The organism is Algoriphagus marinus (assembly GCF_001936475.1).
In the GTDB taxonomy this organism is placed as follows: domain Bacteria; phylum Bacteroidota; class Bacteroidia; order Cytophagales; family Cyclobacteriaceae; genus Algoriphagus; species Algoriphagus marinus.
Genome location: NZ_MSPQ01000010.1, coordinates 1 through 25,321, shown reverse-complemented (window position 1 = coordinate 25,321; position 25,321 = coordinate 1). Strand labels below are relative to the sequence as shown.

The 25,321-nt window shown below is 39.4% G+C and carries 21 protein-coding genes, 1 rRNA gene and 1 pseudogene; 20 read left to right on the top strand and 3 right to left on the bottom strand.

All coding sequences use genetic code 11. The annotated features are described in order from the left end of the window. The first annotated feature begins 55 nt into the window (after positions 1–55). A complete protein-coding gene (locus BVC88_RS15825; RefSeq protein WP_175574434.1) occupies positions 56–1,243 on the top strand; it encodes a DUF4221 family protein in 1,188 nt (395 codons plus the stop codon). On the opposite strand, the gene BVC88_RS15820 is transcribed toward BVC88_RS15825, so the two are convergent. Both BVC88_RS15820 and BVC88_RS15815 read right to left on the bottom strand, forming a co-directional pair. After that, positions 1,237–1,935, bottom strand: coding sequence for a hypothetical protein (locus BVC88_RS15820; protein WP_075351695.1), 699 nt, complete (start codon positions 1,933–1,935; stop codon positions 1,237–1,239). The two genes, BVC88_RS15825 and BVC88_RS15820, sit on opposite strands and share 7 nt — an antisense overlap. A 203-nt stretch (positions 1,936–2,138) precedes the next feature. Continuing rightward, positions 2,139–4,145, bottom strand: a complete 2,007-nt coding sequence (locus BVC88_RS15815; RefSeq protein ID WP_075351694.1) for an alpha-ketoacid dehydrogenase subunit alpha/beta — start codon at positions 4,143–4,145, stop codon at positions 2,139–2,141. A 383-nt stretch (positions 4,146–4,528) separates the two neighbouring features. Here BVC88_RS15815 and BVC88_RS15810 point away from each other — a divergent pair, with 383 nt between their 5' ends. The 13 genes and pseudogenes from BVC88_RS15810 (at position 4,529) to BVC88_RS15755 (ending at position 19,379) form a co-directional block, all read left to right on the top strand. Beyond that, the gene (locus BVC88_RS15810) at positions 4,529–5,617 is read left to right on the top strand and encodes a hypothetical protein (RefSeq protein ID WP_075351693.1); all 1,089 of its coding nucleotides are present in this window, start codon (positions 4,529–4,531) and stop codon (positions 5,615–5,617) included. A gap of 83 nt (positions 5,618–5,700) precedes the next feature. Beyond that, positions 5,701–7,011: a 30S ribosomal protein S12 methylthiotransferase RimO gene (gene rimO / locus BVC88_RS15805; protein WP_075351692.1), complete on the top strand. Its 1,311-nt coding sequence runs from the start codon at positions 5,701–5,703 to the stop codon at positions 7,009–7,011. 242 nt (positions 7,012–7,253) lie between these two features. Then, a complete protein-coding gene (locus BVC88_RS15800; RefSeq protein ID WP_083639132.1) occupies positions 7,254–8,402 on the top strand; it encodes a DUF4221 family protein in 1,149 nt (382 codons plus the stop codon). Between the two features lie 82 nt (positions 8,403–8,484). Further along, positions 8,485–8,586, top strand: a pseudogene (locus BVC88_RS21205) (TRAM domain-containing protein); the annotation flags it as partial. 59 nt (positions 8,587–8,645) lie between these two features. Further along, positions 8,646–9,830 (top strand): toxin-antitoxin system YwqK family antitoxin, encoded by a 1,185-nt coding sequence (locus tag BVC88_RS15795; RefSeq protein ID WP_075351690.1) that lies wholly within the window; start codon positions 8,646–8,648, stop codon positions 9,828–9,830. A 52-nt stretch (positions 9,831–9,882) separates the two neighbouring features. Beyond that, positions 9,883–10,752, top strand: coding sequence for a glycerophosphodiester phosphodiesterase family protein (locus tag BVC88_RS15790; protein ID WP_075351689.1), 870 nt, complete (start codon positions 9,883–9,885; stop codon positions 10,750–10,752). Positions 10,753–10,925: 173 nt separating this feature from the next. Then, a complete protein-coding gene (locus tag BVC88_RS15785; RefSeq protein WP_175574433.1) occupies positions 10,926–11,633 on the top strand; it encodes a hypothetical protein in 708 nt (235 codons plus the stop codon). Between the two features lie 9 nt (positions 11,634–11,642). Next, entirely contained in the window at positions 11,643–12,644 is a 1,002-nt protein-coding gene (locus tag BVC88_RS15780; protein WP_075351687.1) for a sensor histidine kinase, read from the top strand. Next, positions 12,641–13,315 (top strand): LytR/AlgR family response regulator transcription factor, encoded by a 675-nt coding sequence (locus BVC88_RS15775; RefSeq protein WP_075351686.1) that lies wholly within the window; start codon positions 12,641–12,643, stop codon positions 13,313–13,315. The genes BVC88_RS15780 and BVC88_RS15775 overlap by 4 nt, the downstream gene beginning before the upstream one ends. A 130-nt stretch (positions 13,316–13,445) precedes the next feature. Continuing rightward, complete coding sequence (locus BVC88_RS15770) at positions 13,446–14,609, top strand: hypothetical protein (protein ID WP_075351685.1); 1,164 nt, start codon at positions 13,446–13,448, stop codon at positions 14,607–14,609. Positions 14,610–14,768: 159 nt separating this feature from the next. Then, positions 14,769–15,764: an adenosine kinase gene (locus BVC88_RS15765; RefSeq protein WP_075351684.1), complete on the top strand. Its 996-nt coding sequence runs from the start codon at positions 14,769–14,771 to the stop codon at positions 15,762–15,764. 213 nt (positions 15,765–15,977) lie between these two features. After that, positions 15,978–17,306, top strand: a complete 1,329-nt coding sequence (locus BVC88_RS15760; RefSeq protein ID WP_075351683.1) for a M16 family metallopeptidase — start codon at positions 15,978–15,980, stop codon at positions 17,304–17,306. A gap of 27 nt (positions 17,307–17,333) precedes the next feature. Further along, the gene (locus BVC88_RS15755; protein WP_075351872.1) at positions 17,334–19,379 is read left to right on the top strand and encodes a M16 family metallopeptidase; all 2,046 of its coding nucleotides are present in this window, start codon (positions 17,334–17,336) and stop codon (positions 19,377–19,379) included. A 50-nt stretch (positions 19,380–19,429) separates the two neighbouring features. Here BVC88_RS15755 and BVC88_RS15750 read toward each other — a convergent pair whose 3' ends face one another. After that, complete coding sequence (locus BVC88_RS15750) at positions 19,430–21,079, bottom strand: M61 family metallopeptidase (RefSeq protein ID WP_075351682.1); 1,650 nt, start codon at positions 21,077–21,079, stop codon at positions 19,430–19,432. Between the two features lie 132 nt (positions 21,080–21,211). Between BVC88_RS15750 and rpmH the strand changes: the two genes are divergently transcribed. The 6 genes from rpmH to BVC88_RS15720 all read left to right on the top strand — a co-directional run. After that, positions 21,212–21,370, top strand: a complete 159-nt coding sequence (gene rpmH, locus BVC88_RS15745; protein WP_074226946.1) for a 50S ribosomal protein L34 — start codon at positions 21,212–21,214, stop codon at positions 21,368–21,370. 48 nt (positions 21,371–21,418) lie between these two features. Continuing rightward, complete coding sequence (rnpA, locus tag BVC88_RS15740; protein ID WP_075351681.1) at positions 21,419–21,808, top strand: ribonuclease P protein component; 390 nt, start codon at positions 21,419–21,421, stop codon at positions 21,806–21,808. Next, positions 21,801–23,462, top strand: coding sequence for a S41 family peptidase (locus BVC88_RS15735; RefSeq protein WP_075351680.1), 1,662 nt, complete (start codon positions 21,801–21,803; stop codon positions 23,460–23,462). The genes rnpA and BVC88_RS15735 overlap by 8 nt, the downstream gene beginning before the upstream one ends. Before the next feature lie 6 nt (positions 23,463–23,468). Further along, complete coding sequence (gene tsaB / locus BVC88_RS15730; RefSeq protein WP_075351679.1) at positions 23,469–24,158, top strand: tRNA (adenosine(37)-N6)-threonylcarbamoyltransferase complex dimerization subunit type 1 TsaB; 690 nt, start codon at positions 23,469–23,471, stop codon at positions 24,156–24,158. Further along, on the top strand, positions 24,155–24,664 hold the full coding sequence (locus BVC88_RS15725) for a DUF2480 family protein (protein ID WP_075351678.1): 510 nt from the start codon (positions 24,155–24,157) through the stop codon (positions 24,662–24,664). The genes tsaB and BVC88_RS15725 overlap by 4 nt, the downstream gene beginning before the upstream one ends. Positions 24,665–25,024: 360 nt before the next feature. Then, positions 25,025–25,321 (top strand): 16S ribosomal RNA (locus BVC88_RS15720); the annotation flags it as partial.

Below are 25,321 nucleotides of genomic sequence, written 5' to 3'. Positions count from 1 at the left end.
ATTGTCCTATAATGGCTAGAAAATGCGACCTATCATAAAACCAAACCCCTTCTCCATGTACAGACCTGTTTTTTTAATTTGTTTCGGGATGTTCTTCGCAGCCCTTTTTTCCTGTTCCGAAAAAGAAACCACTACAACTCCATCAAGCCCCATTCAAGAACTTCAGTTTGAGGTGGTGGATTCTATCCTAGTGGATTTGCTTGAGCCGGTTACCATTTTGGATTATCACCCTTCAAAGGATCTATATCTGATGAAAAATACCAGAGAAGGAAAGGTATTTCTGGTCAATGGACAGGGAGAAATACTTGAAAATCATGAGCTAGGAGGCGAAGGTCCAAATCAGATTCCTCAATTTTTCGAAGGGAGGTTTTACGGAGAATCCGGATATATTTTTAAGGAGCTTTCTATGGAGATGCCTTATCACCTGTTCGATGCTGATTTTACGAAGATCAAAAAAACGAAGGGTACGGTAAAAGAGATGATGATGCTTTCCATCAGTTCCAATAAACAGAGTTTTGCAGTGTATGAAGAAGACGGGAAGTATAAGATAATAGGGGAGGAACCGAACTCCTTCTCTATCGCTGATATTGATTTAGAGACAATAGGTGCTGATTTTTACAATAAGGTGAATAAGGGATTTATACTTGATTTGGAGCAAGACTCCGTGCACTACCTAAATGTATATCCTGATGAATGGACTTATAAAAAAGAGCAAAAATGGATAGGGGCAACTTATCCAAGTTTATCCTTTGACCCAACTACCAAAACCCTTTCTTCCTTACCGCAGATGGGTAATCAACTCGGGATTTATAAGCTGGATGGAAATGACGCTGTTTATCAAACAGTAGTAGAGTTGAGCCATCCTGATCGGGATGGGTATGAGGCATCTCTTGGTCTGGATGGTTTAGTATATCCAGGCTTTAACGATATCAAAGCTTTTGGCCCCTATCAGATACTTTTATTTTTCACTCCCATGCCTGAAGATATTTTAATGGGTTTCAAGGCAAAATCTGAGGAGTATTTCAGGGATCCGGAATTCAGAGAAGCCCTAACCAAGTATCGAAAACCGCGATATATTATTGTCAAAGGAGATCAGCAAATTGGAATCCTCAATGAGCTTCCAGTGGCAGGTGTTGTAAACATTGGTTTGTCTGATGGAACACTAATTGTCAAAGCAGCTGATTCGGAAGTGGAGCGGGATTATAATTTGTTTTACAAACTTAGACTCAAAACCATTCAATGAAACAAATCATACACAACGATTCCGACTGAAAAAGTCAGTAATTGGAGTGGGCCACGACGGAAATTATAATCAAATTCCCCATTTCCCTGGTCTGGAAGATAAGTCACATCGCCTTTGGTCAAAAACTGAATGCTGTTGCTGTCTTGGTAACTGGTTTTGAATTCCAACTTGGTTCCTTCATCCAAAAAAGGCAAGGGAATCTGAATTCCCGCTCCAATTCGATAAGCTATTGCCCAATCTTGGTGATCAGAGTCTGCTTCAATGGGTTCTTCATCAATTGTTGCCCGGATTTGGTATCGTGTATAAAGGTAGTTTCCTCCAAACTGAGCTTCGATGAAAGGAGTGAATTTGGTGTTTACCCAAGGCAAGTATCGCATGGTAATCATGCCTGTAACGATGTTATTATTTCTTCTCAACCTTAACTCATCGTTAAATCCAGGGTATAAATCAGTTCGCTTTTCCAACTTGCTGCCATAGAGTCCATATCCTAAATCCAGTCCAATTTGAATAGGGGAGGTTTGAAACTCATAAAGCATAAAACCTGAAATAGTAGGAAAAAAAATCGAGCCCGCTTCTTCTTTAAGTTTTCCTACTGACGAACTCCCATTGAAATGAGCACCTGCAAGAAAAAATTGAGCTTGAACAGTAAGCGTAATGAAGAAGAAAAGAGCGAAGGTTATAAATCTTTGCATCAACTGTTTTTTTAAATTGATACGGAAAAAGGAGTTGTCGGGGTTTTTTATTTTGGCTAGGATAGAGATGTTCGCCCTGGTGAGTGTCAACACTCATTGCAAGGGTGTTTATTTGAAGCTTATGATTTTGCTGTCTGTGAGGACAAAACAGCGGCAGTTAATTGTCTTTTGCGAAGTAATCTTCCAATTTTTCAATCTTGCAATCAATACTCCACCAATTCCTTCAATTTCATCTTAAACCGCTCCACGGGAAGAAACTGCTTTTCCAAACTTGGGGCAAAAGGAACCGGAGTATCCAAACTTCCTTCCCGCATGACCGGAGCATCCAAGTCTTGAAAGCAATGCTCGGAAATCCAGGCACAAATCTCCGCACCAATTCCCCCTGTCAAGCAATCCTCTTGAAGGAAAATGACTTTTCCTGTTTTCTTCACGCTAGCTTTTACGGCTTCTTTGTCCCAAGGTAAAAGCGTACGCAAATCTAGGATATCAGCTGAAATCCCCATTTCTTCCACGGCCTTGATCGCCCAGTGAACTCCCATCCCGTACGTGATGATGGACACGGTTTCACCCTCTTTCGCCAAAGCAGCTTTGCCAATTTCAGTGGTATAGTAAGCATCAGGAATCTCCGCACTGATGGAGCGATACATGCCTTTGTGCTCAAAATATAAATAAGGGTTTGGATCTTCTAAAGCTGCATTGAGCAAGCCTTTAGCATCGTATGGATTGGAAGGATAGACGATTTTCAATCCCGGGGTATGGAAAAACCAAGCCTCATTGGACTGAGAATGAAATGGGCCTGCAGCCATCCCGGCGCCGGTTGGCATCCGAACGACCACATCGGCATTTTGTCCCCAGCGGTAATGGATTTTGGCGAGGTTATTTACGATTTGGTTAAAGCCTACCGATACAAAATCGGCAAACTGCATTTCCACCATCGCTTTATAGCCTTTAATCGAAAGCCCCAATCCTGCACCGATAATTGCGCTTTCGCAGAGTGGCGTATTTCGAACGCGATCCGCTCCGAATTTGCCTTTGAAGCCATCAGTGATTTTGAAAACTCCGCCATATTCTCCAATGTCTTGTCCCATTAGGACAAGGTTTGGATACTTTTCCATGGATTGAAAAAGCCCTTCCGAGATGGCATCTACAAATCGTTTTTCGGATTTGGGACTATTTCCTGCGGAAGAAATTACTTCCTGTGTAAATGGCGCATAGACATCCTTCAATTCCAACTCTAGATCGGGTTGAATAGCCTCTTCAGCAAACGCAATCTCCAACCCATCATTGATGGCCTTTTTGACTTTTTTATTGATTTGTTCCTTTGACTTTTCATCCAAAACGCCAATGGATTCTAAGTAGGCCTCGTAATTATCCACCGGATCAAGCTTTGCCCAGTCTTCCATCAATTGCTTGGGAACGTACTTTGTCCCTGAAGCTTCCTCGTGTCCACGCATTCGAAAGGTGATGGCTTCGACAAGTACTGGACGAGGATTTTTTCGGATATCTTCTGCCAAAGTTTTGATCGCATCATAGACTTCCAAGACATTGTTTCCTTGGATTCGTAGCGTTTCCATGCCATATCCTGGGCCTTTTTCGGTAAAATATTGGAAGGCAAACTGCTCTTCGCTTGGGGTAGAAAGCCCGTAACCGTTGTGCTCGACAATAAAAATTACCGGAAGTTTCCAAACAGCCGCCACATTCAAACCTTCGTGAAAATCACCCTCCGAACTTGCCCCATCTCCTGAAAAAACCAAGGTCACTTTCTTTTCTTTTGAAAGGGTATCGGCCAAGGCGATCCCGTCCGCTATGGCAAGTTGTGGACCCAAGTGAGAAATCATTCCCACAATATGATGTTCATTGCTTCCAAAGTGAAAAGAGCGATCTCTTCCTTTGGTGAAACCGGAAGCTTTACCCTGAAATTGGGCAAAAAGCTTTTCCAGTGGCATATTTCTACCAGTGAAAATCCCCAGATTTCGATGCATGGGAAGAATATATTCATCTTCAGCTAGGGCGTTGACTGCCCCGATTGAGATCGCTTCCTGTCCCCAACCGCTAAACCACTTGGAAATCCGACCCTGACGAAGCAGAATTAACATTTTCTCCTCGATTCTGCGAGGCATGATTAAGGATTCGTAAAGTGAGAGAAGTGTTTCGTCAGAATAATTCTTTCGATCAAAAGTCAATAAGGTCGATTGGGCCAATTCAGTCATTTCTTTGGGATTTGAGTACTAAGTTAAAAGAGCTTTTAGGCTTTACAAAGCTTATAATTTGGCTTTCTGATCCAGTCTAGGTGATTTTTAAAAAATGTGTCTTTTAATCCATTTAAACCTATAAAATGCAAAACCCCGACCAAGGCCGGGGTGAAAAAATAAATGCAAGGAGTTAAAAAGTTTTGCTGTATGATTCAAAAGTAGCTATCGAAATTCCGTCCTGCGATACTTTTGGGTTATGCTTAGTTTAACAATAAAGGCGAGGTTTAATAAATTGATAATACAGGCTTGAGTGAGATTAAAAATGACTTGCCAAATATGTTTTCTTGCAAGATTTGGGTACTTTTTGACATAATTTTAAGTTAACGAAGCCCGAAAGACCTATGAGAATTACTGCTGCATTTTTAATTAGCATTCTTTTTTTTACCTCATCTGTCTGTCTTCTAGCCCAGGGCAAAACAGAAGTTGAGATCCGAGTGGAGCAGTTTTTTATTAATGGTAAACCCACTTATGAGGGGCGCACCTGGAAGGAAAATCGAATAGAAGGCTTGCTGATGAATTCCAGAATGGTTCAGGGGATATTCGATGATCTGAATCCAGAGACCGTTTTTAACTGGGAATATCCCGACACCAAAACTTGGGATGCGGATCGGAATACCCATGAATTTGTAGCCCATATGGAGGAGTGGAATTCGTATGGAATGCTCTCTTTCACTATTAATCTACAGGGAGGAAGCCCTTTTGGCTATTCGCAAAATCAGCCATGGATCAATTCAGCTTTCGATAAAAAAGGAAAAATCCGCAAAGCCTATCTCGCTCGTTTAGAACTAATTCTTGATGAAGCTGACCGATTGGGGATGGTGCCAATTTTAGGATTATTTTACTTTGGTCAGGATGAAAATTTGGAAGATGAAACAGCAGTGATCCGTGCTGTTACGGGGATTCGGGACTGGTTGCTGAAAAAGGATTACCGGAATATTTTGATTGAAATCAATAACGAATGCAATATTCGATACGATCATGCAATTCTGCAACCAGAGCGAGTTCATGAATTGATTGAATTAATGAAAATTCCAACTAAATCAGGCCGGAGATTGTTGGTCAGCACCAGTTATGGGGGAGGGGCTATTCCTTTAGAAAATGTAGTTCGAGCTTCAGATTATATCCTTCTTCATGGGAATGGAGTAAAAGGTCCCAATCGTATCAAAGCCATGGTGGAGGAAACCCGAACAGTTACGGGCTTCACGCCAAAACCTATTGTCTTTAATGAGGATGATCACTTCAATTTCGATCAAGACCTGAATAATTTCTCAGCGGCAATTTCAGCTTATGCTTCCTGGGGATATTTTGATTACCGAATGAAAGAAGAAGGATTTGCCGAGGGCTACCAGAGTGTCCCCGTGGACTGGGGGATCAATTCTGAGCGGAAAAGGGGGTTCTTTCGGCTCATGAAAGAAATAACCGGATATTGACCACAGACCACAGTCGACTGTTGACAGTGGTCTGTTGACATAAAATTTTCCCTACCTTTGCACCCTCAAAACGTCGATATCCTGTGAAAGCGAGAACTCTCAAAAAAGACAAAGTCAATATTATCACCATGGGGTGCTCAAAGAATCTGGTGGATTCGGAAGTGCTCTTGACCCAACTTCGTGGAAACGGAATCAATGCCAGCCATGAGTCCAATTCGGATGATAATAATATTGTAATCATCAATACCTGCGGTTTTATAGACAATGCGAAGCAAGAATCAATTGACACGATTTTACAGTACGTAGATGCTAAGGAACAAGGTTTGGTGGACAAAGTCTATGTGACCGGTTGCCTTTCACAGCGCTACAAAGACGATTTGGAAAAGGAAATCCCCCAAGTAGATGCATTTTTTGGAACGCGGGACCTTCCTGCGATATTGAAGAAATTCAAAGCAGATTACAAGCATGAGTTGGTCGGAGAGCGACTTTTGACGCATTCGGCACACTATGCCTATATGAAGATTTCTGAAGGTTGTGATCGCCCTTGCTCTTTCTGTGCGATTCCGCTGATGCGTGGTGGGCATATCTCCCGACCGATTGAGGAATTAGTAAAAGAAGCGCAGCATAAAGCTGCTGGGGGAACCAAAGAATTGCTTTTGATCGCTCAGGATTCGACATATTATGGCTTGGATCTGTACAAAAAGCGAAATCTGGCTGAACTCATGCGAAGACTTTCTGATGTGGAAGGAATCGACTGGATCCGCTTGCATTACGCCTATCCGACTGGATTCCCAATGGAAGTGATCGAGGTGATGAAAGAGCGGGAAAATATTTGCAACTACTTGGATATCCCATTGCAACACGGTTCGAGCGATGTCCTGAAAGCGATGCGAAGAGGAACGACCCGCGAAAAGCAGGAAGAACTGATTCATAGTATTCGGGATATTTTACCGGAGATCGCGATTCGTACAACCTTGATTGCTGGACATCCTGGAGAAGGCGAAAAGGAATTCCAAGAAATGGTAGACTTTGTGGAGCGAATGAAATTTGAGCGATTGGGTGTTTTTACCTATTCTCATGAGGAAAATACCCATGCGCATACCATGGACGATATTACTCCTCAGGAAGTAAAGCAGGAGAGAGCCAACCATCTGATGGAAATTCAGGAGCAAATCTCCTATGACCTGAACCAAGAGAAAATCGGAAAGACCTTCAAAGTCTTAATCGATAAAAAAGAAGGCGGACACTTCGTCGGCAGAACAGAGTTTGACTCAATCGAAGTGGATAATGAGGTGCTAATCGATGCAGCAAAGCATTATTGTCGAGTGGGTGACTTTGTGCAAGCGAAAATCACCGATGCGACGGAATTTGATTTGTATGGAGAGGTGATTTAAAATTTATCTTTAGATCTTACTCAACTTATGCTGCTTCTCAGGAAGCAGCTTTTTTTTACTATGGTGTGCTTTGTTAGTAGCAAGACAACTCAGAAAGTTGTAAGAAATAAACCTTTAAAAATCCCGTTTAAACTAATTTATCGCCTCATATCCTTAACAAACAAGGGGGGGGGTAATATCTTTTTATAACTTATAATTCAGGTTTTACTTTTCAACTATGTTTAATTTGAGTTATAACTTTTATGAAAAACACCTTAATCATATTAATGTTAGTAAGCATTTTTTCCTGTGCAGAAAAGAAGGATTTATCTACCAATCCTCTGGATTATATTACTGATACAACGATTATTCCTATTGATCGGAAAACTGAAACAATGACGAGAACCCTTCAGTATGTTGGTGGAGACTTGTATTGGTGGAACTCAGACCGGGAGTCCATCAGCGTTTTTGATCTCACTACAAAAAATCTAAAAAAAACGATAAAAATGGAAAGAGATGGGCCCGATGGTCTCGGTAGTCCATTAGGTTTCTTTTTATCAAATCCTGATAGTATTTATATTCCCACCGCAGCATTTGAATTAAGCTTGATCAATTCTAAAGGAGAAAGGTTTTCAGATTATGATTACTATGACTATTCAAAACTTGGAAATGTGATAGTTTCAATGACTAGGTATTCTTATATGATTCAAGCTAATAATTCAGGGGATTTTTACCTCAGTTTGCGAGATCTAAAAAATGTTTCGCCATCTGATCTGAATGAAAATGCGCTACAAGAATACCCACCCATCCTTTTATTCAATAAAAATAAAGGAACTTTTGAATACCTGGATTTCCGAGTTCCTGTATCTATTCTAAAATTTAAAAACACAATTGACTTCGGACTTACCACAACCGCAAATGCCCTACTGCTTCTTGATGGCCAAAGTAACACGCTTTATGAAGTTGATTTCAATGGTGTTGACTTCAAAGAACATCAACTTCAAACAGATTTAATTAACAACTTTTCTAACGAATATTATCAATCTCCGAGAATGTCTAGTTCCCTAGCTGATCATATGCGTTTGGCTTACAAATATTCGGAGAATTTCGGACTTACTTTTGATCCTAATAAAAATTTAATTTATCGATTCGGATGGCCTGGAGAAGAATTTTCAGAAGATATTGATGCCATGAAATTCAGTGAGACTCCAATATATTTCACAATCAGTGTTTATGACGGTTCGGACTTTTCGTTGATCAAGGAATTTACGCTTCCTAGAAACACTTATTTAGCGCATCATTATTTTGTGGATGAAAAAGGACTGAACCTCTTCCCCATGCATCCCGACAATCCTGAATTTAATGAGGATGAAATGGTTATTCATACGTTTGATTTTAGTGATTTAAGATAGTTCTTGAAAGAAGGGATTGGTAAATATTGAAATGTACTAATTGAGTTTAGTATTGCTTCCTAAGAAGCAGCACGCAAAAGAATTAATTAATTCGGCCAAGCATTATTGCCGAGTGGGGGACTTTGTGCAAGCGAAAATCACCGATGCAACGGAATTTGATTTGTTTGCTACTGTGGAGGAGTAATCCGGTTTTTAATTTTGTTCTGACTTTTGTATTTTGTCTGAAACCAAATAATTTTTTAGATGTATTTGATCGCTTTTGCACTAGTATCACTGTTTCTTCAGACAGAAACTTTGGACACTGGATATTATTATTTTGGCAATACTAATCTTATAGGAGTAGGTGTGATTGAAGGGGAGGAAAAAGAAGGAGAATGGAAAGTTTATACTAAAAATGATCCAGATGAGCTTCCTAAAAACTCATTACTTCAAGCCGACCCAGAGGAGTTTGCCCGAGATTATAATCAAGAGTTCCCGTTGTTTGTCATAGTCTTCCAAAAAGGCGTCCCAAATGGAAGTTTTTTGGAGAATCATCCAAACGGCCAGCCCAAAATAGTCACTAATATGACTAACGGAGTTTTGGATGGTGATTTTACCGAATTTGACGAAGAAGGGGAGCTACATTTTACAGGTACTATTTTGGAAGGTAAAAAGGACGGGGAGTGGATAGAATATCTAAAATCTGGCGAACTCAAAACTTCGCTGAGTTATAGTCAAGGCTATTTGGATGGAAAATCTATTGGATATTTTCCCGATGGAAGCGTAGAATGGGAGGGAGTATTCAAAAAAGGAGAATTGGATGGTCCTTATGCTTATTACCTGCCTGATTCGGAAATTAAATATAAAGGTCAATTTGCTAAGAATATTCCGGTTGGAGAATGGCTTGAGAAATTAGAAATCCTTCCGGGATTTTATAGAAAAGGAACCTATAAAAACGGCCTTAAGGAAGGTGAATGGCAGCTTGTTGATTCAGAAGAAAAGTTTTTGCAAGCAGAGCAATACCAACAAGGAAAATTGGTTTCTCTCGGGGAATTTCAGTTTGAAAATTTGGAATTGGATAAAAGCAAGGTAAAAAATGGCAATGGAAAAAGATATTTCTATAATGAACAAGGACAAGTTCTTGCCAAAGGAAAGATCTCCAAAGGAATCCAAAAAGGGACTTGGTATTTTTATTTTCCTGAATCAAATAGGATTTCAGCTTTAGGTCAACTTTCAGGAAATGAACGAGTTGGTATTTGGCGTTTTTACAGTTTTGATGGTGATATCTTAGATCAAATTGCATATAATAAAGAACAAGGGAAATCTTATGGAGCAGGAGATACCTTGAAATTGGCTGATGGTCAATCCGGTTTCCCCAATGGATTGAATGCGGATAAATTTGCTTCTACTCAAATGAATATGGCAACCATGGGTCAATTCTTAAAATAAGCATAACAGATTCTTTTCTTCCAATTCGTTCAAAAGATTCTATTTTTAAACCATGAAGAAATCCCTCTTTTTCCTTTTTGCTCTTTTACCCATGACTGTTTTTGCTCAATTCGCTTACGATCTCCAAGGCCATAGAGGTAGCAGAGGGCTGATGCCAGAGAATACCATTCCTGCCATGATCAAAGCGATGGATCTGGGCGCGACGACCCTGGAAATGGATTTGGCGATCACTAAAGACGGGGAAGTGATCTTGTCGCATGAGCCATTTATGAATCCGGTGATTTGTCTGACTCCAGATGGAGCCGCTATTGATGCGAAAGATCATTCCTATAATCTGTATGAAATGTCGTATCGTGAGATTTTGAGCTTTGATTGTGGGACTAAATTACATGCTGGATTTCCTCAGCAAGTCAAGTTTTTTGCGGCCAAGCCACTATTGAAAGATGTTTTTGCCGTGACTGAGAAATACGCTAAGGATATGAACCTTCCTGCACCACACTACAATATAGAGATCAAAAGCAGTCCCGAAGGAGATGGGATTTACCATCCTGGAGTAGCTGATTTTTCCGATCAAGTGGTCAAGTTGATTTCCGAATCGATTGGCTGGGAGCGGGTGAATATCCAATCTTTTGATTTCCGTGTCCTGAAATACATCCATGCGACTTATCCCGAAGTACCACTGGCCATGTTGGTGGAGAATGCCACGACTTACAAAGCAGATTTGGAGGAATTGGATTTTCAACCGAAGATTTTCTCTCCCTACTTTGTGGGTTTGACTCCTGAAATCATCCAGACGCTTCATGAAAAAGGGATGAAAATCATTCCTTGGACCGTGAATACTACCCCTCAGATGGAGAAGCTTCTAGAAATGGGAGTGGATGGAATTATCACGGATTATCCGAATCTGGCACCTAAGAGGTGATTTTATTATTGTAAAGTTTCTTTGGGGAAATTATAGAAGCTAGCTCCTTGTATTCGAAGTTTTTTCAGAGAATTCTTCTTTTGTCTGGAGTTTTACCGTGTTCATCGATATTTTTTTCTCGATCTTAGTTTATTAGGCAATTTGAGCCCGTCAACAACTCAAATACTCTAATTATGAAATCGAGCATAACAAACGCGTCACGCAGCGGAATGATTATTGGCCTTACGAGATTCCATGTGTCCCTAAAAAACATTTATAAACACATAAAAAAAGCAAAACTAATTTTATCATTTTCGCTTTTGGTGGTCTTAATGAATTCCTGCGTGTATTCATTGTTCCCCATCTATACTGAGGATACCTTGGTTTATTTCCCCGAATTAATTGGTAGGTGGGAAATAGAAGGGGAGTCTGGAGATTATATCGAATTTGGTCTTATCAAGAAGTCATTTGGCTGGCTATCTGATGGGACTTCTGAAGATGAATCAACTGCTTCGTCCAATGATAAAAGCTACCAAGTCGTGAGTATGGAAGATGGGGATAAACAGGTTTTTGTGGGACATATAGCCGAAATTGGTGATGACTTCTTTCTTGATCTTTATCCTGCTGAAAGATATTCAGAAGGAAATTCGGAATCCAACATGATGCCAGTACACACCTTTATAAAGTTGAATTATATCAACAATCAACTTTACCTTACTTCCTTTGATTTGGAAAAACTCAACAAGCTTTTTGAAAGTAATTTGATTAGGTTAAGACATGAAAATGTAGATGGAACGATTCTTATTACCGCTCAGCCAAAGGAAATACAAAAATTCTTGGATCGATATTCAGATGATGAGTCAGTCTTTGAAGAAACAGCGGTTTATAAAAGAGCTAGTTAATCACTTTTTATGGTCAAGCTCATCAATTCCAAATGGTTTCAGCATTCTGTTTTTTGGATGCTTTCCATCTATGCTATAGGGAGTTATTTTTCCATTGCAAGCTTGTTTAAGTTCATCGACTTTTTCTATGCATTGCTCTTTCATGTACCCTTATTTTTCCTAGTCTATGTCAATTTGAGGATTTTGATTCCCCAATTTCTCGATCAGGGAAAACACCTAAAATTTCTCTTGAGTATCCCCTTGCTTTTGCTGAGTACTTATGGGATTCATGAGCTGACTTTTGAGGTTTTATTCCCACTCATGGACTCGGATTATTACATGGTTTCCTTTACGGAATGGCAGGTTTTGATCTCCATTTTCCTGATTTACCTGGTCTTGACTACTCTCATCAAATTGTCCAAGTCCTGGTATAAATTACAGCAAGTGGAAAAGGAAAAGCTTTCTCTGGAACTCAATTCCCTCAAAACTCAGATTAATCCTCACTTTTTGTTCAACAGTTTGAATAGTATATATTCTCAAGCATTGGTAAAAAGCGAGCAGACGGCAGAGACTGTTCTGGAACTTTCGAACCTGCTCCGATACATGTTGTATGAAGTGGGAGAGGATCAAGTACTTTTGGCTAAGGAGGTAGAAATGCTCGAGAATTACATCGAGTTGCAAAAAATCAGACTGGAAGACCAATCCAAAGTGCAATTTTTAGTCAAAGGAAATCTTGATGGAGTAAAAGTTGCACCATTGCTATTCTTCCCGTTGGTCGAAAATGCCTTTAAGCATGGTCTTAAAAGAGATGATTCGGAGGATTATGTAAGGATCGAATTGACGGTCAATGCAGCTATTTCTTTTTCCATCAAAAATAATCTGGGAGAGATTGATGACATGGAAAAAGGGAGGTATGGAGGAATCGGACTGGAAAATGTGAGAAGAAGACTGGAATTGATTTATCCGGATCGACATGTTTTTGAGATCAAAAAATCAGAGCAAGATTTTCAGGTTAACTTGATATTAAAATGATAAGATGCTGCATAATAGATGATGAACCACTAAGTAGGGATGTTTTGCGGCAGTTTGTATCCGATCATCCGGACTTGATTCCCTGTGGGGAGTATAAAGATGCTTTGGAAGCCATGCTAGGAATCGAAAAGAGTCCAGTAGATCTACTTTTTTTAGATATCAATATGCCTAAGCTTTCCGGGATTAATTTCTATAAATCACTCTCTCAAAAGCCTTTGGTTATTTTCACTACAGCCTATCCTGAATTTGCCTTGGAAGGATTTGAGCTAAATGCTGCGGATTACCTGATGAAGCCTATTCCTTTTGATCGCTTTCTGCAAGCTATCCAAAAAGTCAAAGAGCGGCTAAAACCACAAATCGCAATACAAGATCACATCATGCTGAAAGTGGATAAAAAATTGTATCGGACATCTTATGACGAGATTTTATTCTTTGAGGCTTTTGGGGATTATGCCAAAGTTCATCTTGAGAATCAGGTGCTGGTAATCACTACAACGATGAAAAAAATGGAAGCTGAATTACCAACTACACTTTTTGTCAGAACGCATAAATCTTTTATCATTAATATCTCGAAAGTAGCCTTTATCGAAGGGAATCAAATCAGCATTGGAAATCAGATGGTTCCAATCGGGTTGCGATATAGAGAAAATGTGCTCCAAAGATTGACTTAAAAAGGGTCAAAATTTATCGATTTGGTTTTGTGATGCCTGTCATCTACGGTCGGTTTGGGAAATCTTAGGGAGGACTACTTCTTTGCCCTTTGGCTCCCTTTCCCTAATTTAGCAGACTAAAATCCCCCGAATGAAGTTGATTGAAGTCACCACCCCTGCCCATCAAACCGAATTTATTGAGATGGCCGTTAGGCTTTACAAAAATGAAAAGAACTGGATCAGGCCACTAGACGCAGATATTGAGGGGCTTTTTCATTCAGAAACCAATAAGCTTTTTCGCAATGGAGCCAAGGCTATGCGATGGCTTTTGCAAAATGAAAAAGGCGATACGATAGGTAGAGTTGCGGCATTCATCAATCCCAAGATGAAGGAAAAACAACCGACCGGAGGATTAGGCTTTTTCGAATGCATCAAGGATCGAGACGCCGCTTTTTTACTTTTTGACACTGCGAAAGCTTGGCTGGAAAGCGAAGGTATGGAAGCCATGGACGGCCCAATCAACTTTGGCGAGCGTGACAAATGGTGGGGATTGTTAGTGGACGGATTTTCCGAACCGAATTATAACATGCCCTGGAACTTCGGCTATTATCAGGAGTTTTTCGAGAGTTATGGATTTCAGCTTTATTTCAAGCAATTCACCTACGCGCGAAATGTGCAGAATGTCGGCTTTGATGAGAAGATGATCAAGCGGGCAAATGCGATCATTGCCGATCCTGATTATACGTTCCGTTATATCAAAGGAAAGGAGCTGCAGGAAAAAGCGCCCGAGTACTTTATGACGGTTTATAACAAAGCCTGGGCTCGGCATATGGGAAAAACAATTGCCCTAAAAGAAGCTCAACTGATGTTTGGAAAGATGAAACCGATCATAGATCCGAAGTTAATTTACTTTGGTTTTTACAAAGGCGAACCTGTTTCCATGTTTATTCAGATCCCGGAGATCAATCAGATCTTTAAGCATGTAAATGGCAAAATGGATTTGCTCGGAAAACTCAAATTTCTTTGGTACAAGACTTTTTCTCCTCCGAATAAAATGCTGGGCTTGGTCTTCGGTGTTGTGCCTGAGCATCAGGGAAAGGGTGTGGAAAGTGCGATGGTAGTGGAGTATGACAAGATGAGTGGGAAAAGCGATTTCCAATACAAAACCATCGAGATGAACTGGATTGGAGATTTTAATCCAAAAATGATGCGGGTTTGTGAACAGCTTTTGGCAGATATTTACAAAACCCACCATACTTATCGGTATTTATTTGATCGAGAAAAGCCGTTTGAAAGACATCGAATTTTCGATTGACGAAGTAGGAAATACTCGATTTAAAGCATTGCTGTCACAATTTTCTAATCCTAAAAATTTGAATGAACCTTGCTGAATATCGAATAACGAAGTGCTGTTAACCTCTGAGTCCAATTTTCCAATATTTCAATTTTAAAATTTTCCAATACAGAATAAAAGATGAAAAAATACGACGTAACAGGCATCGGAAACGCCTTAGTAGATATCGAATTCAAAGTCACTGATCAGTTTTTTACTGACAATGGCGTAGAAAAAGGCCTGATGACATTGGTCGATGAAGAGCGGCAAAATGCCTTGATGAAAGTAATTCATACCGCATCAGCTAAAAAACAATGTGGAGGATCCGCGGGAAACACGGTCATTGCCGTTAGTCAGTTTGGAGGCAAATCATATTATTCCTGCAAAGTTGCCAATGATGAGTTGGGACATTTTTTCATGGATGATATGAAAGAAGCTGGGGTTACTTCCAATCTAAATGTGGATCATCTTGAGTCAGGAATCACCGGAAAATGTTTGGTAATGGTTACCGAAGATGCGGAGCGTACCATGAATACTTTTCTTGGAATCACTCAGACTTATTCCATCGCCGATGTGAATGAAGCTGCGATCAAGGACTCAAAATATCTTTATATCGAAGGGTATTTGATTACTTCCGAAAATGGAAAAGCAGCGATGATTCATGCCAAGAAGATTGCTGAAGAAAATGGAGTCAAAGTAGCGTTGACTTTTTCTGATCCTGCGATGGTAAAATATTTCAGAGAGCCTTTTGATTCTGTGATCGGGGCAAGTGTTGATTTACTTTTTGCCAATGAGGAAGAAGCAATCCTGTTCACCGGAAAGGACAATCTTTTGGAAGCCCGCGAGGAATTGAAAAAAGTGGCCAAGCGATTTGTAATCACACAAGGTAAAAATGGAGCGATGATCTTTGATGGGGATACCTTTATCGACATCGAACCCTACGAAACAACAGCTATTGATTCTAATGGAGCTGGTGATATGTTTGCCGGTGCTTTTATCTATGGCATTACGAATGGTCACAGTTATGCCTCAAGCGGGAAATTAGCTTCTATGGCCAGTTCGAAAATTGTTAGCCAGTTTGGTCCAAGACTTCAATGGCATGAAGCAAAGGATATCTTGGCAAGATTAAATCCTTAAAAAAATTAAACCCGAAGCAGTTGTTTCGGGTTTAATTTTTATAAAAACTGACTAAAAATTTTTCAGTTTGATTAAAATGTCATTTTTTAGAGGATTAATTGTGATAAAAGGTTCTGAATAGAGCTAAGAAGTTTAAAATGGCTCTTTATCGGTATTTTTAAAACAATTTTAACTTAGAATTAATTTATTGAAAACAAACCCAATTTGATTATGATGAGAAAAATTACCGCTTTGGGCTTGGTAGCAGGCATGTTGACTTTGCCGGCACTCGCCCAAAAGAAAATCGAATACAAAGAATTCGATTTGGAAAACGGTCTGCATGTGATCATGCACCAGGATGAGACGACTCCTATTGTAATAACATCTGTACTCTACCACGTAGGGTCAAAAAATGAGCAGCCTGACCGTACTGGATTTGCTCATTTCTTTGAGCATTTGATGTTTGAAGGATCTCCGAATATTGAGCGAGGAGAGTATATGAATATTATCCAGAGCCGTGGAGGAACGCTGAATGCGTTTACTTCAAATGACATCACCTATTATTATGAATTGCTTCCTTCCAATGAGTTGGAGCTTGCGCTTTATATGGAAAGTGAGCGAATGCTTCAATCCAAGGTTGACCAAACAGGAGTAGAAACGCAACGTGAAGTAGTAAAAGAAGAAAAGCGACAGAGCTACGACAACAGACCTTATGGTTCTATCCTGATCGAAACTTTGAAAAGAGCCTACACAGTTCATCCTTACCGATGGGCACCGATTGGATCATTGGATGATTTGAATGCCGCTTCGATTGAAGAGTTTCAGCAGTTTTACAAAGATTTCTATGTGCCAAACAATGCAACTTTGACTATAGCTGGAGATCTTGATTATGATCAAACTGAAAAATGGGTAAGACAGTACTTTTCCGAAATTCCAAGGGGAACCAAAGAGATCTACAGACCAAATGTAGTAGAGCCTAAGAAAACTGCTGAGGTTAGGGATATCATTTATGACAATATTCAGATTCCTGCGGTGATTCAAGCTTACAATTTACCGAAGCGAACTGATCAGGATTCCTATGCACTATCCATGCTTTCAACCTACTTGACTGGAGGTAATTCTTCTTTGATGACAAAAGAATTGGTGGATAAGCAGCAAAAAGCATTGGCTTTGGCGGCGATTCCTTTGGAATTAGAAGATGGAGGCATATTTATCATGTATGGCATTACCAACATGGGAGTTGAACCAAAAGATTTGGAAACTGAAGTAGATAAGCTGATTAAGCAAGTTCAGGACGAAGGTATTTCTGATCAGGATTTTGCGAAGCTGCAAAATATCATAGAAAACAATTTGGTTAGCGGGAATTCATCTATGGCCGGAATTGCACAAAATCTGGCAGAATCTCATGTGATTTTTGGTGATACAGAGTACATCAACAAAGAAATGGAAATGTACAGCAAAGTGACCAAAGCGGATCTTCAGCGGGTAGCCAAAGAATACCTAGATCTAAATGGTCGGGTAGTATTGTATTACCTTCCAAAGTCAGCTCAGCCAACTGAGTAATTGTTTCTCCTAATCAATCAAAAAGACATGAAAAAAATAGCAATAGCATTTGTATTGACGTTTTTGGTCGCTGGGATGAGCATTGCCCAGGTAGATCGAAGCAAATTACCATCATCAGGTCCTGCGCCGGAAATCAAAATCGGTGAGGCCGAAACCTTCACTCTTGATAATGGTCTAAAAGTATTTGTCGTTAAAAACGATAAACTTCCAAGGGTTTCATTTACGCTTGTTTTGGAGCGTGATCCGATAATGGAAGGTGATAAAGCTGGATTATTAGGCCTTGTAGGTCAAATGATGATGGCTGGAACTGAAAGCCGGACCAAAGATCAGCTAGATGAGGAGATAGATTTTATTGGAGCTAGCCTTTCAGCTGGATCAACTTCAATTTTTGCATCCTCTCTTAAAAAACATCAGGATAAAGTTTTGGATTTAATGGCAGATGTGCTTTATAATCCTTCTTTTCCTGCTGAGGAATTAGAGAAATTGAAGAAGCAGACCTTAACAGGCTTGGCCACAAGTAAAGATGATCCAAACTCGATCTCGAGCAGATTGTCTTCTGCACTTGTTTATGGAAAAGATCATCCTTATGGAGAAGTCGAGACCGAAGAGACTGTGAAAAATGTAGAATTGTCTGATATCAAATCTTACTACCAGACATTCTTCAAGCCAAACGTAGCGTATCTGGCAATAGTAGGAGATATGGACAAAGCTGAAGCTGAGAAAGTGGTTAATAAGTATTTTGCAAAATGGCAAAAAGGTGAAGTGCCTAAATTTACTTACGATAAGCCAGCTCCTGTTTCAAAAAATGCAGTCGGTTTGGTGGATAGAAGTTCCTCTGTACAGACTGTTATTGATATTGCTCAGCCAATCGATTTGAAACTAGGAGACGAGGATTATATTTCAAGTCGAGTTCTAAATCAGATTTTTGGTGGAGGGTCATCGGCTCGTTTGTTTATGAATCTTCGGGAAGATAAAGGCTACACTTATGGAGCTTATTCATCCCTATCAGCAGATAAGCTTGTGGGACAATTCTCAGCGAGTGCATCGGTTCGAAATGAAGTAACCGATTCTGCAGTGTATGAATTTATATACGAAATCAATAAGTTGATTGACGAAGGTGTGACTCAGGAGGAATTAGACATGGCGAAAGCAAACTTGGCAGGTTCTTTTGGTAGATCACTAGAGAGCCCTTCTACGATTGCAAATTTTGCTTTGAATACCGAGCGATATAATCTCCCAAAAGATTACTATGCGACTTACTTGCAGAAAATGAATTCCTTGACGGTGGAGGATATCAACGAGACTGCTCGCGAATTAATCGATCCAGATAAGCTTTACATTACTGCAGTTGGAAATGCGAGTGAGATTAAAGATAAACTAGCTCAATTTGGCGAAGTGACTATGTATGACAACATGGGCTTCCCTGCAAAGGAAATGAAGATGGCGGATGCTAATATGTCCGCAGAAAGTGTGATCGAGAATTACCTAAATGCGATAGGTGGTAAGCAAAATGCTCAGTCTGTAAAAACTGCAAAAATGACATTGGAGGCTGATGTGATGGGTAATCCTTTAAGTATTGCCATCGTATTTGATGCTGAAAACAGTGCTTACGGGCAAAAAACCTCAGTTATGGGTAATGTGATGCAAGCAACCAAAATCAAAGATGGAGCAGCTGAGATAAGTGCTCAAGGTCAAAGCATGCAGCTAACTGGAGCTCAACTCGAAGAAGCTATGATCAACGCTTATTTATTCCCTGAGGCTTGGTATACAGAGAAAGGATATACTGCTACACTAGAAGGGCTAAAAGATGTAGATGGAATTGCGGCTTATAAAGTTGTGTTTGCTTCTGCAAACGGGGCTAAACTGGTAAACTTCTATTCTGAAGAAACTGGATTAAAAATTAAAAACGAAAATCCAGCCAGTGGTGATACATTCTTTAGCGATTATCAGGAAAAGGGCGGTGTGCTAATCCCAATGATGTGGACTATCAAATCAGCAATGATCCCAGTTCCTCTTGAAGCTAAGGTGACGAATCTTGAAATCAACCCTGCTTTAACAGACGCTGATTTTTAATAGTGATTTGAAATATAAATTAGGAAGGGAGCTCAAAAGGCTCCCTTTTTTTAATTCATCCATTTGATCCGGAGATCAGTTTCCTCATTTCTTTTTAGAGTGTAGGAAGGGAAATACTCCTGATTTCTGAACTCATAAGTAGTACGAATAAGTTGCCCAGTTGATCTTTTTGCTTCTAATTCAACTGATTTTTCGGAAAGTGAAAAACTGATTTCATCACCTATCATTAGGGTTTTATATGCAGCACTTTCAGGATGTATTTTCGTGATTTTGCCATTAGAAGCTAGGATGCCTGCCTTAGATGCCAGAGGATTAATTTTTGGATCTGAGACTAACTCCAGCCCTAGAAGTGGGATGAGTGCTTTGACTTTTTCCAGTAAGTCTTCTTTTCCAACAATGTATTCTTCATAAAAAACCTTGAACTCATTTTCATTCAGAGCTTTTTCTAAAAAAATAAACCAGAATGTCCGTTGAGAATACCCCTTATTTCTTTTTCCAAACTTTTCCCAAGCATCTCTCATTACGTCAGCTAAAGAACATCCATTTCTTCGCATCAGCTTGATGTCCAAACAAAGACAGATTAGTGCACCATGCGAATAGATATTTACTTTACGATCCGGAATACCAGATTGGTAGCCATCCAGCCAAAGGTCCATACTGGATTCAAGTATGGTGTAATTTTTCCATCCAAAATTTTGAGACTCTCGGTTAATGATTTTTTCGAGATGTTTTAGATAGGTTTCTAACGGATACACGCCGGATTTCAATAAGTACAAATCCCCCATATAAGTTGTTATTCCTTCTAGCATCCAGCCAGCAGTGGTGAATGTTTCTTTTGAAAAATCATAGGGTAGTAGCTCAGTGGGTCGAATACGACAGACATTCCAAGCGTGATACAATTCATGGGAACTCACTCCTAAAAGCTCTTCCATCTGACTGAGGTCAGTGAGGCTTTCTGCCGGTCCAAATGTGATTATTGTTCCCTTTTTGTGCTCCACTCCATGGTAATGTGGATAGGGAAGTAATTGGAATATGAAATGGTACTGAGATTCTGGAAATTCTCCAAAGTCCTCAATTTGCCTTTGGGTAAATCTTTTAAAATATCCTAGAAACTCTTCTTTTGAGAAATGAATTTCGCCATTAAACCAGCAGTTGAATTGAACTTTATCGATTAGATACTCCCAACGAGTCAAATTTTCTGAAGCTAAAAAGGAAGAATCAGCCAATTCTTGAAAATTTGAAGCGCTGAATTTGTTTACCTCTTTTGGAGTAAGTGTCGTGGCAATTTTGAATTTGGGATTCAGATCGAAAGAGAGTTCGTAATTCAAATCCGGAAAATTCAGAACCTCCATGCAGCAGTTTACAAAGTTGAGATAAATCTGATTTTCGTCTACCCAGCAGGAACCGGCATCCATTTTTGCTGCATAATATTCATAGCTTATAAAATAATCCTGTCCATTTTTAGCCAAGAATTGCCATCGATTTTTGGATGCTTTTTCAAAAGCGACTGGTTTGTTTCCACCATCTTTAATTTGAAAAAAGCGAACATATTGAGCATAATCGGCTAGCTGATACCTGCCTGGCCGCCAACTGGGCATTTGAAGCGTAACCTGATCACAATCCACAGAACATAGTTTTATTTTGATTTGAATAAATTGTGAGGCAGGATTATCGCAACTGAAATGGTAATTGATTTTCATGTATTTCGAATTAGAAACAATTTTATTTGCTTGGCTTGTATTTAAAGAAATGGTACTTATCTTTGCAGTCCTTTTTGGGGGGTAATCCAGGGATTTACAAATTAGAAAGCAATTAGATAAAGATATTCGATCATGAAAAGAACATTTCAACCTTCGCGCAGAAAAAGAAAAAATAAGCACGGCTTTAGAGAAAGAATGTCTTCTGCTAACGGTAGAAGAGTATTGAAGGCTAGAAGAGCAAAAGGAAGACACAAGTTGAGTGTTTCTTCTGAAAAGACATTGAAGAAGTAATTCTTTGTACTGATTTTCGTATGTTCACATGCGACTACAGTATCTGCGATGAATTATCGACTTCCAAAAAGTGAAAGGCTTTACGCCGATAAACTTATCAAGGAACTTTTTAACGAAGGTTCCTCTTTTTTTTTATACCCATTTAAAGTCCTTTTTTTTGTTAAAAAGGAGGAGGGGAACGGAACTGCTCAAGTCCTTTTTTCCGTTTCAAAGAAGAAAATAAAAAAAGCTACCGAAAGAAATTTGGTAAGACGTAGGATTAAAGAAGTTTACAGGTTAAATAAATCACTTCTTAACTTAGCGTCTAAAGATGTTTCTGTAGGCTTGATTTATGTGTCCTCGGATTTGATGGAATTTGCCAATTTGGAATCCAAAATCATCCCAATCCTCAAAAAGCTATCAACGATCATCGATCAAAACGATTCAAAGAATGAATAAAACAACAAAAAAAGCAGGGATTATTGCCCTTTTGGGAATAGTGCTACTCTCAGGATTACTAGCCTTTACTTTCAAGAACGATAGACTTTTTGCGATAGCTAAGAACATAGACATTTTTGCTACGATGATTCGAGAACTTGATTCTTATTATGTAGATGAGATTGATCCAGATCAGTTGGTGGCCATTGGTATCAATGCCATGTTGGAAGAGTTGGATCCCTATACGGAATATATCCCAGAGGAAAACTCAGACGACTTCAGAATGCTGACTACAGGGGAATATGCCGGGATCGGAGCAGTGATAGGTAATCGAGGAGAAGGTAATATGGTAATCATGCCCTATACAGGTTTTCCGGCTCAAAATGCGGGGTTGAAAATCGCGGATTATATCATTCAGGTAGATACTACAATTGTGACAGGTATGGGTACTGCCGAGGTTTCCTCTCTTTTGAAGGGGCCAGCAAATACCGAGGTCTCTTTGAGGGTGAAGAGAAATACCGATACCCTGGACTTTAAACTTGTGAGAAAAAAAATCGCAATTAAAAATGTGCCTTATTACGGTAAAATTGATTCGAAGACTGGATATATTAAATTAAGTGATTTCACGACCAATGCCGGAAATGAAGTAAGAAACGCGCTGGTTGATTTGAAAACTCAGGGCATTGAGCGTCTAGTTCTTGATGTCAGAGATAATCCGGGAGGGCTTTTGAATGAGGCGGTTGAGATTGTGAATATTTTTATTCCGAAAGGAAGGGAAGTGGTAAAAACTATTGGGAAGTTAGAAAACGTCAATTTCACGTATAAAACTACCAAGACACCTATAGATAAGGACATCCCATTAGTTGTGTTAATCAATGAGCGAAGTGCGAGTGCATCCGAGATTGTCGCGGGAGCTCTTCAAGATTATGATCGGGCAGTTCTAGTGGGTAGAAAGTCTTTTGGAAAAGGCTTGGTGCAGACAACAATCCCTCTTAATTATAATGCGCAGATGAAAATCACAACTGCCAAATATTATATACCAAGCGGAAGATGTATTCAAGCTATAGATTATATGCAGAGTCGAGAGAACGGAGAGCTGACTTCTGTACCAGATTCACTTAGGAAAGAATTCAAAACCAAAAATGGTAGGATAGTTTTGGATGGTGCTGGAATAGAACCTGATGAAAAAGTTGAGCCGATTAGCTACAAACCTATTTCTTACAGCTTGGTTGCCCGAAATCATATTTTTGATTTTGCAACTGAATATTTTTATAAGCATTCGGAAATCGCTGACCCAACTTCGTTTTCTATTTCAGAAGAAGATTACAATGACTTTGTAAATTGGCTTAAAGGGAAAGAATACGACTATACCACCTACTTGGAAAAGTCTGTGGAGGATATGAAAAAAAATGCTGAAAAAGTGGATTATTATCCTGAGATCAAGGATCAAATAGAGGCTTTAGAAAAGCGCGTTAATCATAGTAAGGAACAAGATTTGATTACTTATAAAGGAGAAATCAAGAAAATACTTTCAGAGGAAATCATTTCAAGATATTATTTTCAAGAGGGAATGATAGCTGCGGGTTTGGTCAAAGATCCTGATCTTCTAGCTGCAAAAGAATATTTCAATCAGCCAGAAAAATTCAAGTTAACATTGACAGCCTCTACTAAATAGTTTAAAATGGCTCTTATTCTATCTATAGAGACTTCGACTCCTATCTGTTCAATCGCGTTGCATAGAGATGGAATTTTGATCGATTCTGAGTCTATCGAAGTTGCTGGAGCTCATTCCGAGAGATTGATGATTATGATTCAGCAGCTTTTGGAAAGAAATCAGTTTCAAACAGAGTTATTGGATGCGATCGCCGTTTCTGAAGGTCCAGGCTCATACACTGGTCTGCGAATAGGTGTTTCTACCGCAAAAGGCTTAGCCTTTGCATGGGACTTGCCGCTTATTGGTATCTCTACTTTGAAGATTTTAGCTTTTGCTGCTAAAAGCAGTATTTCGGACAAGGCTTATATTGTTGCTCTTCTAGACGCCCGAAGAATGGAGGTTTTTCATCAGGTATTTAATCAAGATCTAAAATCCATTGTCTCTTTAGGATCGGCACTGATTGACGAAGATTCGTATCGTGAGATTTTAGAAGAAAGACCTACCTACTTCGTGGGGGATGGGGTTGAGAAGGTAAGTCAAGTAATTGCTCATGTTAATGCTACTTTTCTTGATACAAAAATTGATGCTAAACATATGGGGGAATTGGCTTTTGAAAATTTTGAAAAAGGAGAATTCGTTAATTTGGCTTATTTCGCACCTAATTACTTAAAAGAGTTTAAAGCACTTCAGGCTAAAAAGAATCCTTTATTATTATGAGTGAAATTGTAAATAGAGTTACGCAAAGTCCTATAGTTTCAATAGATCTAGAAGAGATTTACCCTAGAGAAGAGCGGGTAATTTTTGATTTGAAGCCTTTTTTATATCAAGAGTTTGTGTTGAGAGAGAAGGAATTTAGGTTAGCCTTGAGAGATATTGATTGGAAGGAGTATTCTGGTAAATGGGTTTCTATTATCTGCTCTGCTGATGCGATTGTTCCAAATTGGGCGTATATGTTAGTGGCTACCTATCTTACTCCTATAAGTAAAGGATACGTGATTGGAGATTTGACTGAGCTTGAAGTTTTAATTTCTGAATTGGTTTTGGGTGAAATTGATTTGGAATCCCTTACCGATAGACCAGTTGTAATCAAAGGTTGTAGTAATTTTCCGATTCCGCTTTTTGCTTACGGAAGACTTGTGTCATTGATTCAGAGTCATGCCAAAAGTATAATGTATGGGGAGCCATGCAGCACAGTTCCACTTTTTAAAAAACCAAAAGCCTGATATTGAAGGGGTAGAAAAAATCTTTTAAAATACTTTCAATTTTGATTGGCAAAGGCTTGTGAAATATCCTTCACTGAGCTATGTTTGCACTCCCATTTGAGGAAAGACTTAATGGGGAGCAGAAGTTGAAATGTGAGAAAAATCAAATATTTTATTTTTTTTCAAATTAAGCTTTGAATCAAAAATAAAATCCCGATATTTGCACTCGCATTTGAGGAAAGCGATCCTCACAAACCCTTTAAAAGAAAGGGATAAGTTCTTTGAAATGATGTAAGGCGAAAAAAAATAGTAACCTGAGTAAAGAAAGAGAAGATTTGGGCACTTCGGTGTGCCAAGTCAAAATAGTGTATATAGTAACTTACAATGGAGAGTTTGATCCTGGCTCAGGATGAACGCTAGCGGCAGGCCTAATACATGCAAGTCGAACGGCAAGAGTTTTAGCAATAGAACTCCTAGAGTGGCGAACGGGTGCGTAACGCGTATGCAACCTACCCTATACAGGGGGATAGCCCGGAGAAATCTGGATTAATACCCCATGGTACTAAGTTGAGGCATTTTGATTTAGTTAAAGATTCATCGGTATAGGATGGGCATGCGTCTGATTAGCTAGTTGGAGGTGTAACGGACCACCAAGGCGACGATCAGTAGGGGTTCTGA

Excerpts from the sequence above, each read along its gene's own strand:
- BVC88_RS15800 (WP_083639132.1), top strand. The coding sequence starts at position 7,254 with ATGAAAAACACCTTAATCATATTAATGTTAGTAAGCATTTTTTCCTGT.
- BVC88_RS15775 (WP_075351686.1), top strand. The coding sequence starts at position 12,641 with ATGATAAGATGCTGCATAATAGATGATGAACCACTAAGTAGGGATGTT.
- BVC88_RS15825 (WP_175574434.1), top strand. The coding sequence starts at position 56 with ATGTACAGACCTGTTTTTTTAATTTGTTTCGGGATGTTCTTCGCAGCC.
- BVC88_RS15755 (WP_075351872.1), top strand. The coding sequence starts at position 17,334 with ATGAAAAAAATAGCAATAGCATTTGTATTGACGTTTTTGGTCGCTGGG.
- BVC88_RS15780 (WP_075351687.1), top strand. The coding sequence starts at position 11,643 with ATGGTCAAGCTCATCAATTCCAAATGGTTTCAGCATTCTGTTTTTTGG.
- BVC88_RS15760 (WP_075351683.1), top strand. The coding sequence starts at position 15,978 with ATGAGAAAAATTACCGCTTTGGGCTTGGTAGCAGGCATGTTGACTTTG.
- rnpA (WP_075351681.1), top strand. The coding sequence starts at position 21,419 with ATGAATTATCGACTTCCAAAAAGTGAAAGGCTTTACGCCGATAAACTT.
- BVC88_RS15750 (WP_075351682.1), bottom strand. The coding sequence starts at position 21,079 with ATGAAAATCAATTACCATTTCAGTTGCGATAATCCTGCCTCACAATTT.
- BVC88_RS15815 (WP_075351694.1), bottom strand. The coding sequence starts at position 4,145 with ATGACTGAATTGGCCCAATCGACCTTATTGACTTTTGATCGAAAGAAT.
- rpmH (WP_074226946.1), top strand. The coding sequence starts at position 21,212 with ATGAAAAGAACATTTCAACCTTCGCGCAGAAAAAGAAAAAATAAGCAC.
- BVC88_RS15725 (WP_075351678.1), top strand. The coding sequence starts at position 24,155 with ATGAGTGAAATTGTAAATAGAGTTACGCAAAGTCCTATAGTTTCAATA.
- BVC88_RS15820 (WP_075351695.1), bottom strand. The coding sequence starts at position 1,935 with ATGCAAAGATTTATAACCTTCGCTCTTTTCTTCTTCATTACGCTTACT.
- BVC88_RS15810 (WP_075351693.1), top strand. The coding sequence starts at position 4,529 with ATGAGAATTACTGCTGCATTTTTAATTAGCATTCTTTTTTTTACCTCA.
- BVC88_RS15765 (WP_075351684.1), top strand. The coding sequence starts at position 14,769 with ATGAAAAAATACGACGTAACAGGCATCGGAAACGCCTTAGTAGATATC.
- tsaB (WP_075351679.1), top strand. The coding sequence starts at position 23,469 with ATGGCTCTTATTCTATCTATAGAGACTTCGACTCCTATCTGTTCAATC.
- BVC88_RS15790 (WP_075351689.1), top strand. The coding sequence starts at position 9,883 with ATGAAGAAATCCCTCTTTTTCCTTTTTGCTCTTTTACCCATGACTGTT.
- BVC88_RS15735 (WP_075351680.1), top strand. The coding sequence starts at position 21,801 with ATGAATAAAACAACAAAAAAAGCAGGGATTATTGCCCTTTTGGGAATA.
- BVC88_RS15785 (WP_175574433.1), top strand. The coding sequence starts at position 10,926 with ATGAAATCGAGCATAACAAACGCGTCACGCAGCGGAATGATTATTGGC.
- BVC88_RS15770 (WP_075351685.1), top strand. The coding sequence starts at position 13,446 with ATGAAGTTGATTGAAGTCACCACCCCTGCCCATCAAACCGAATTTATT.
- BVC88_RS15795 (WP_075351690.1), top strand. The coding sequence starts at position 8,646 with ATGTATTTGATCGCTTTTGCACTAGTATCACTGTTTCTTCAGACAGAA.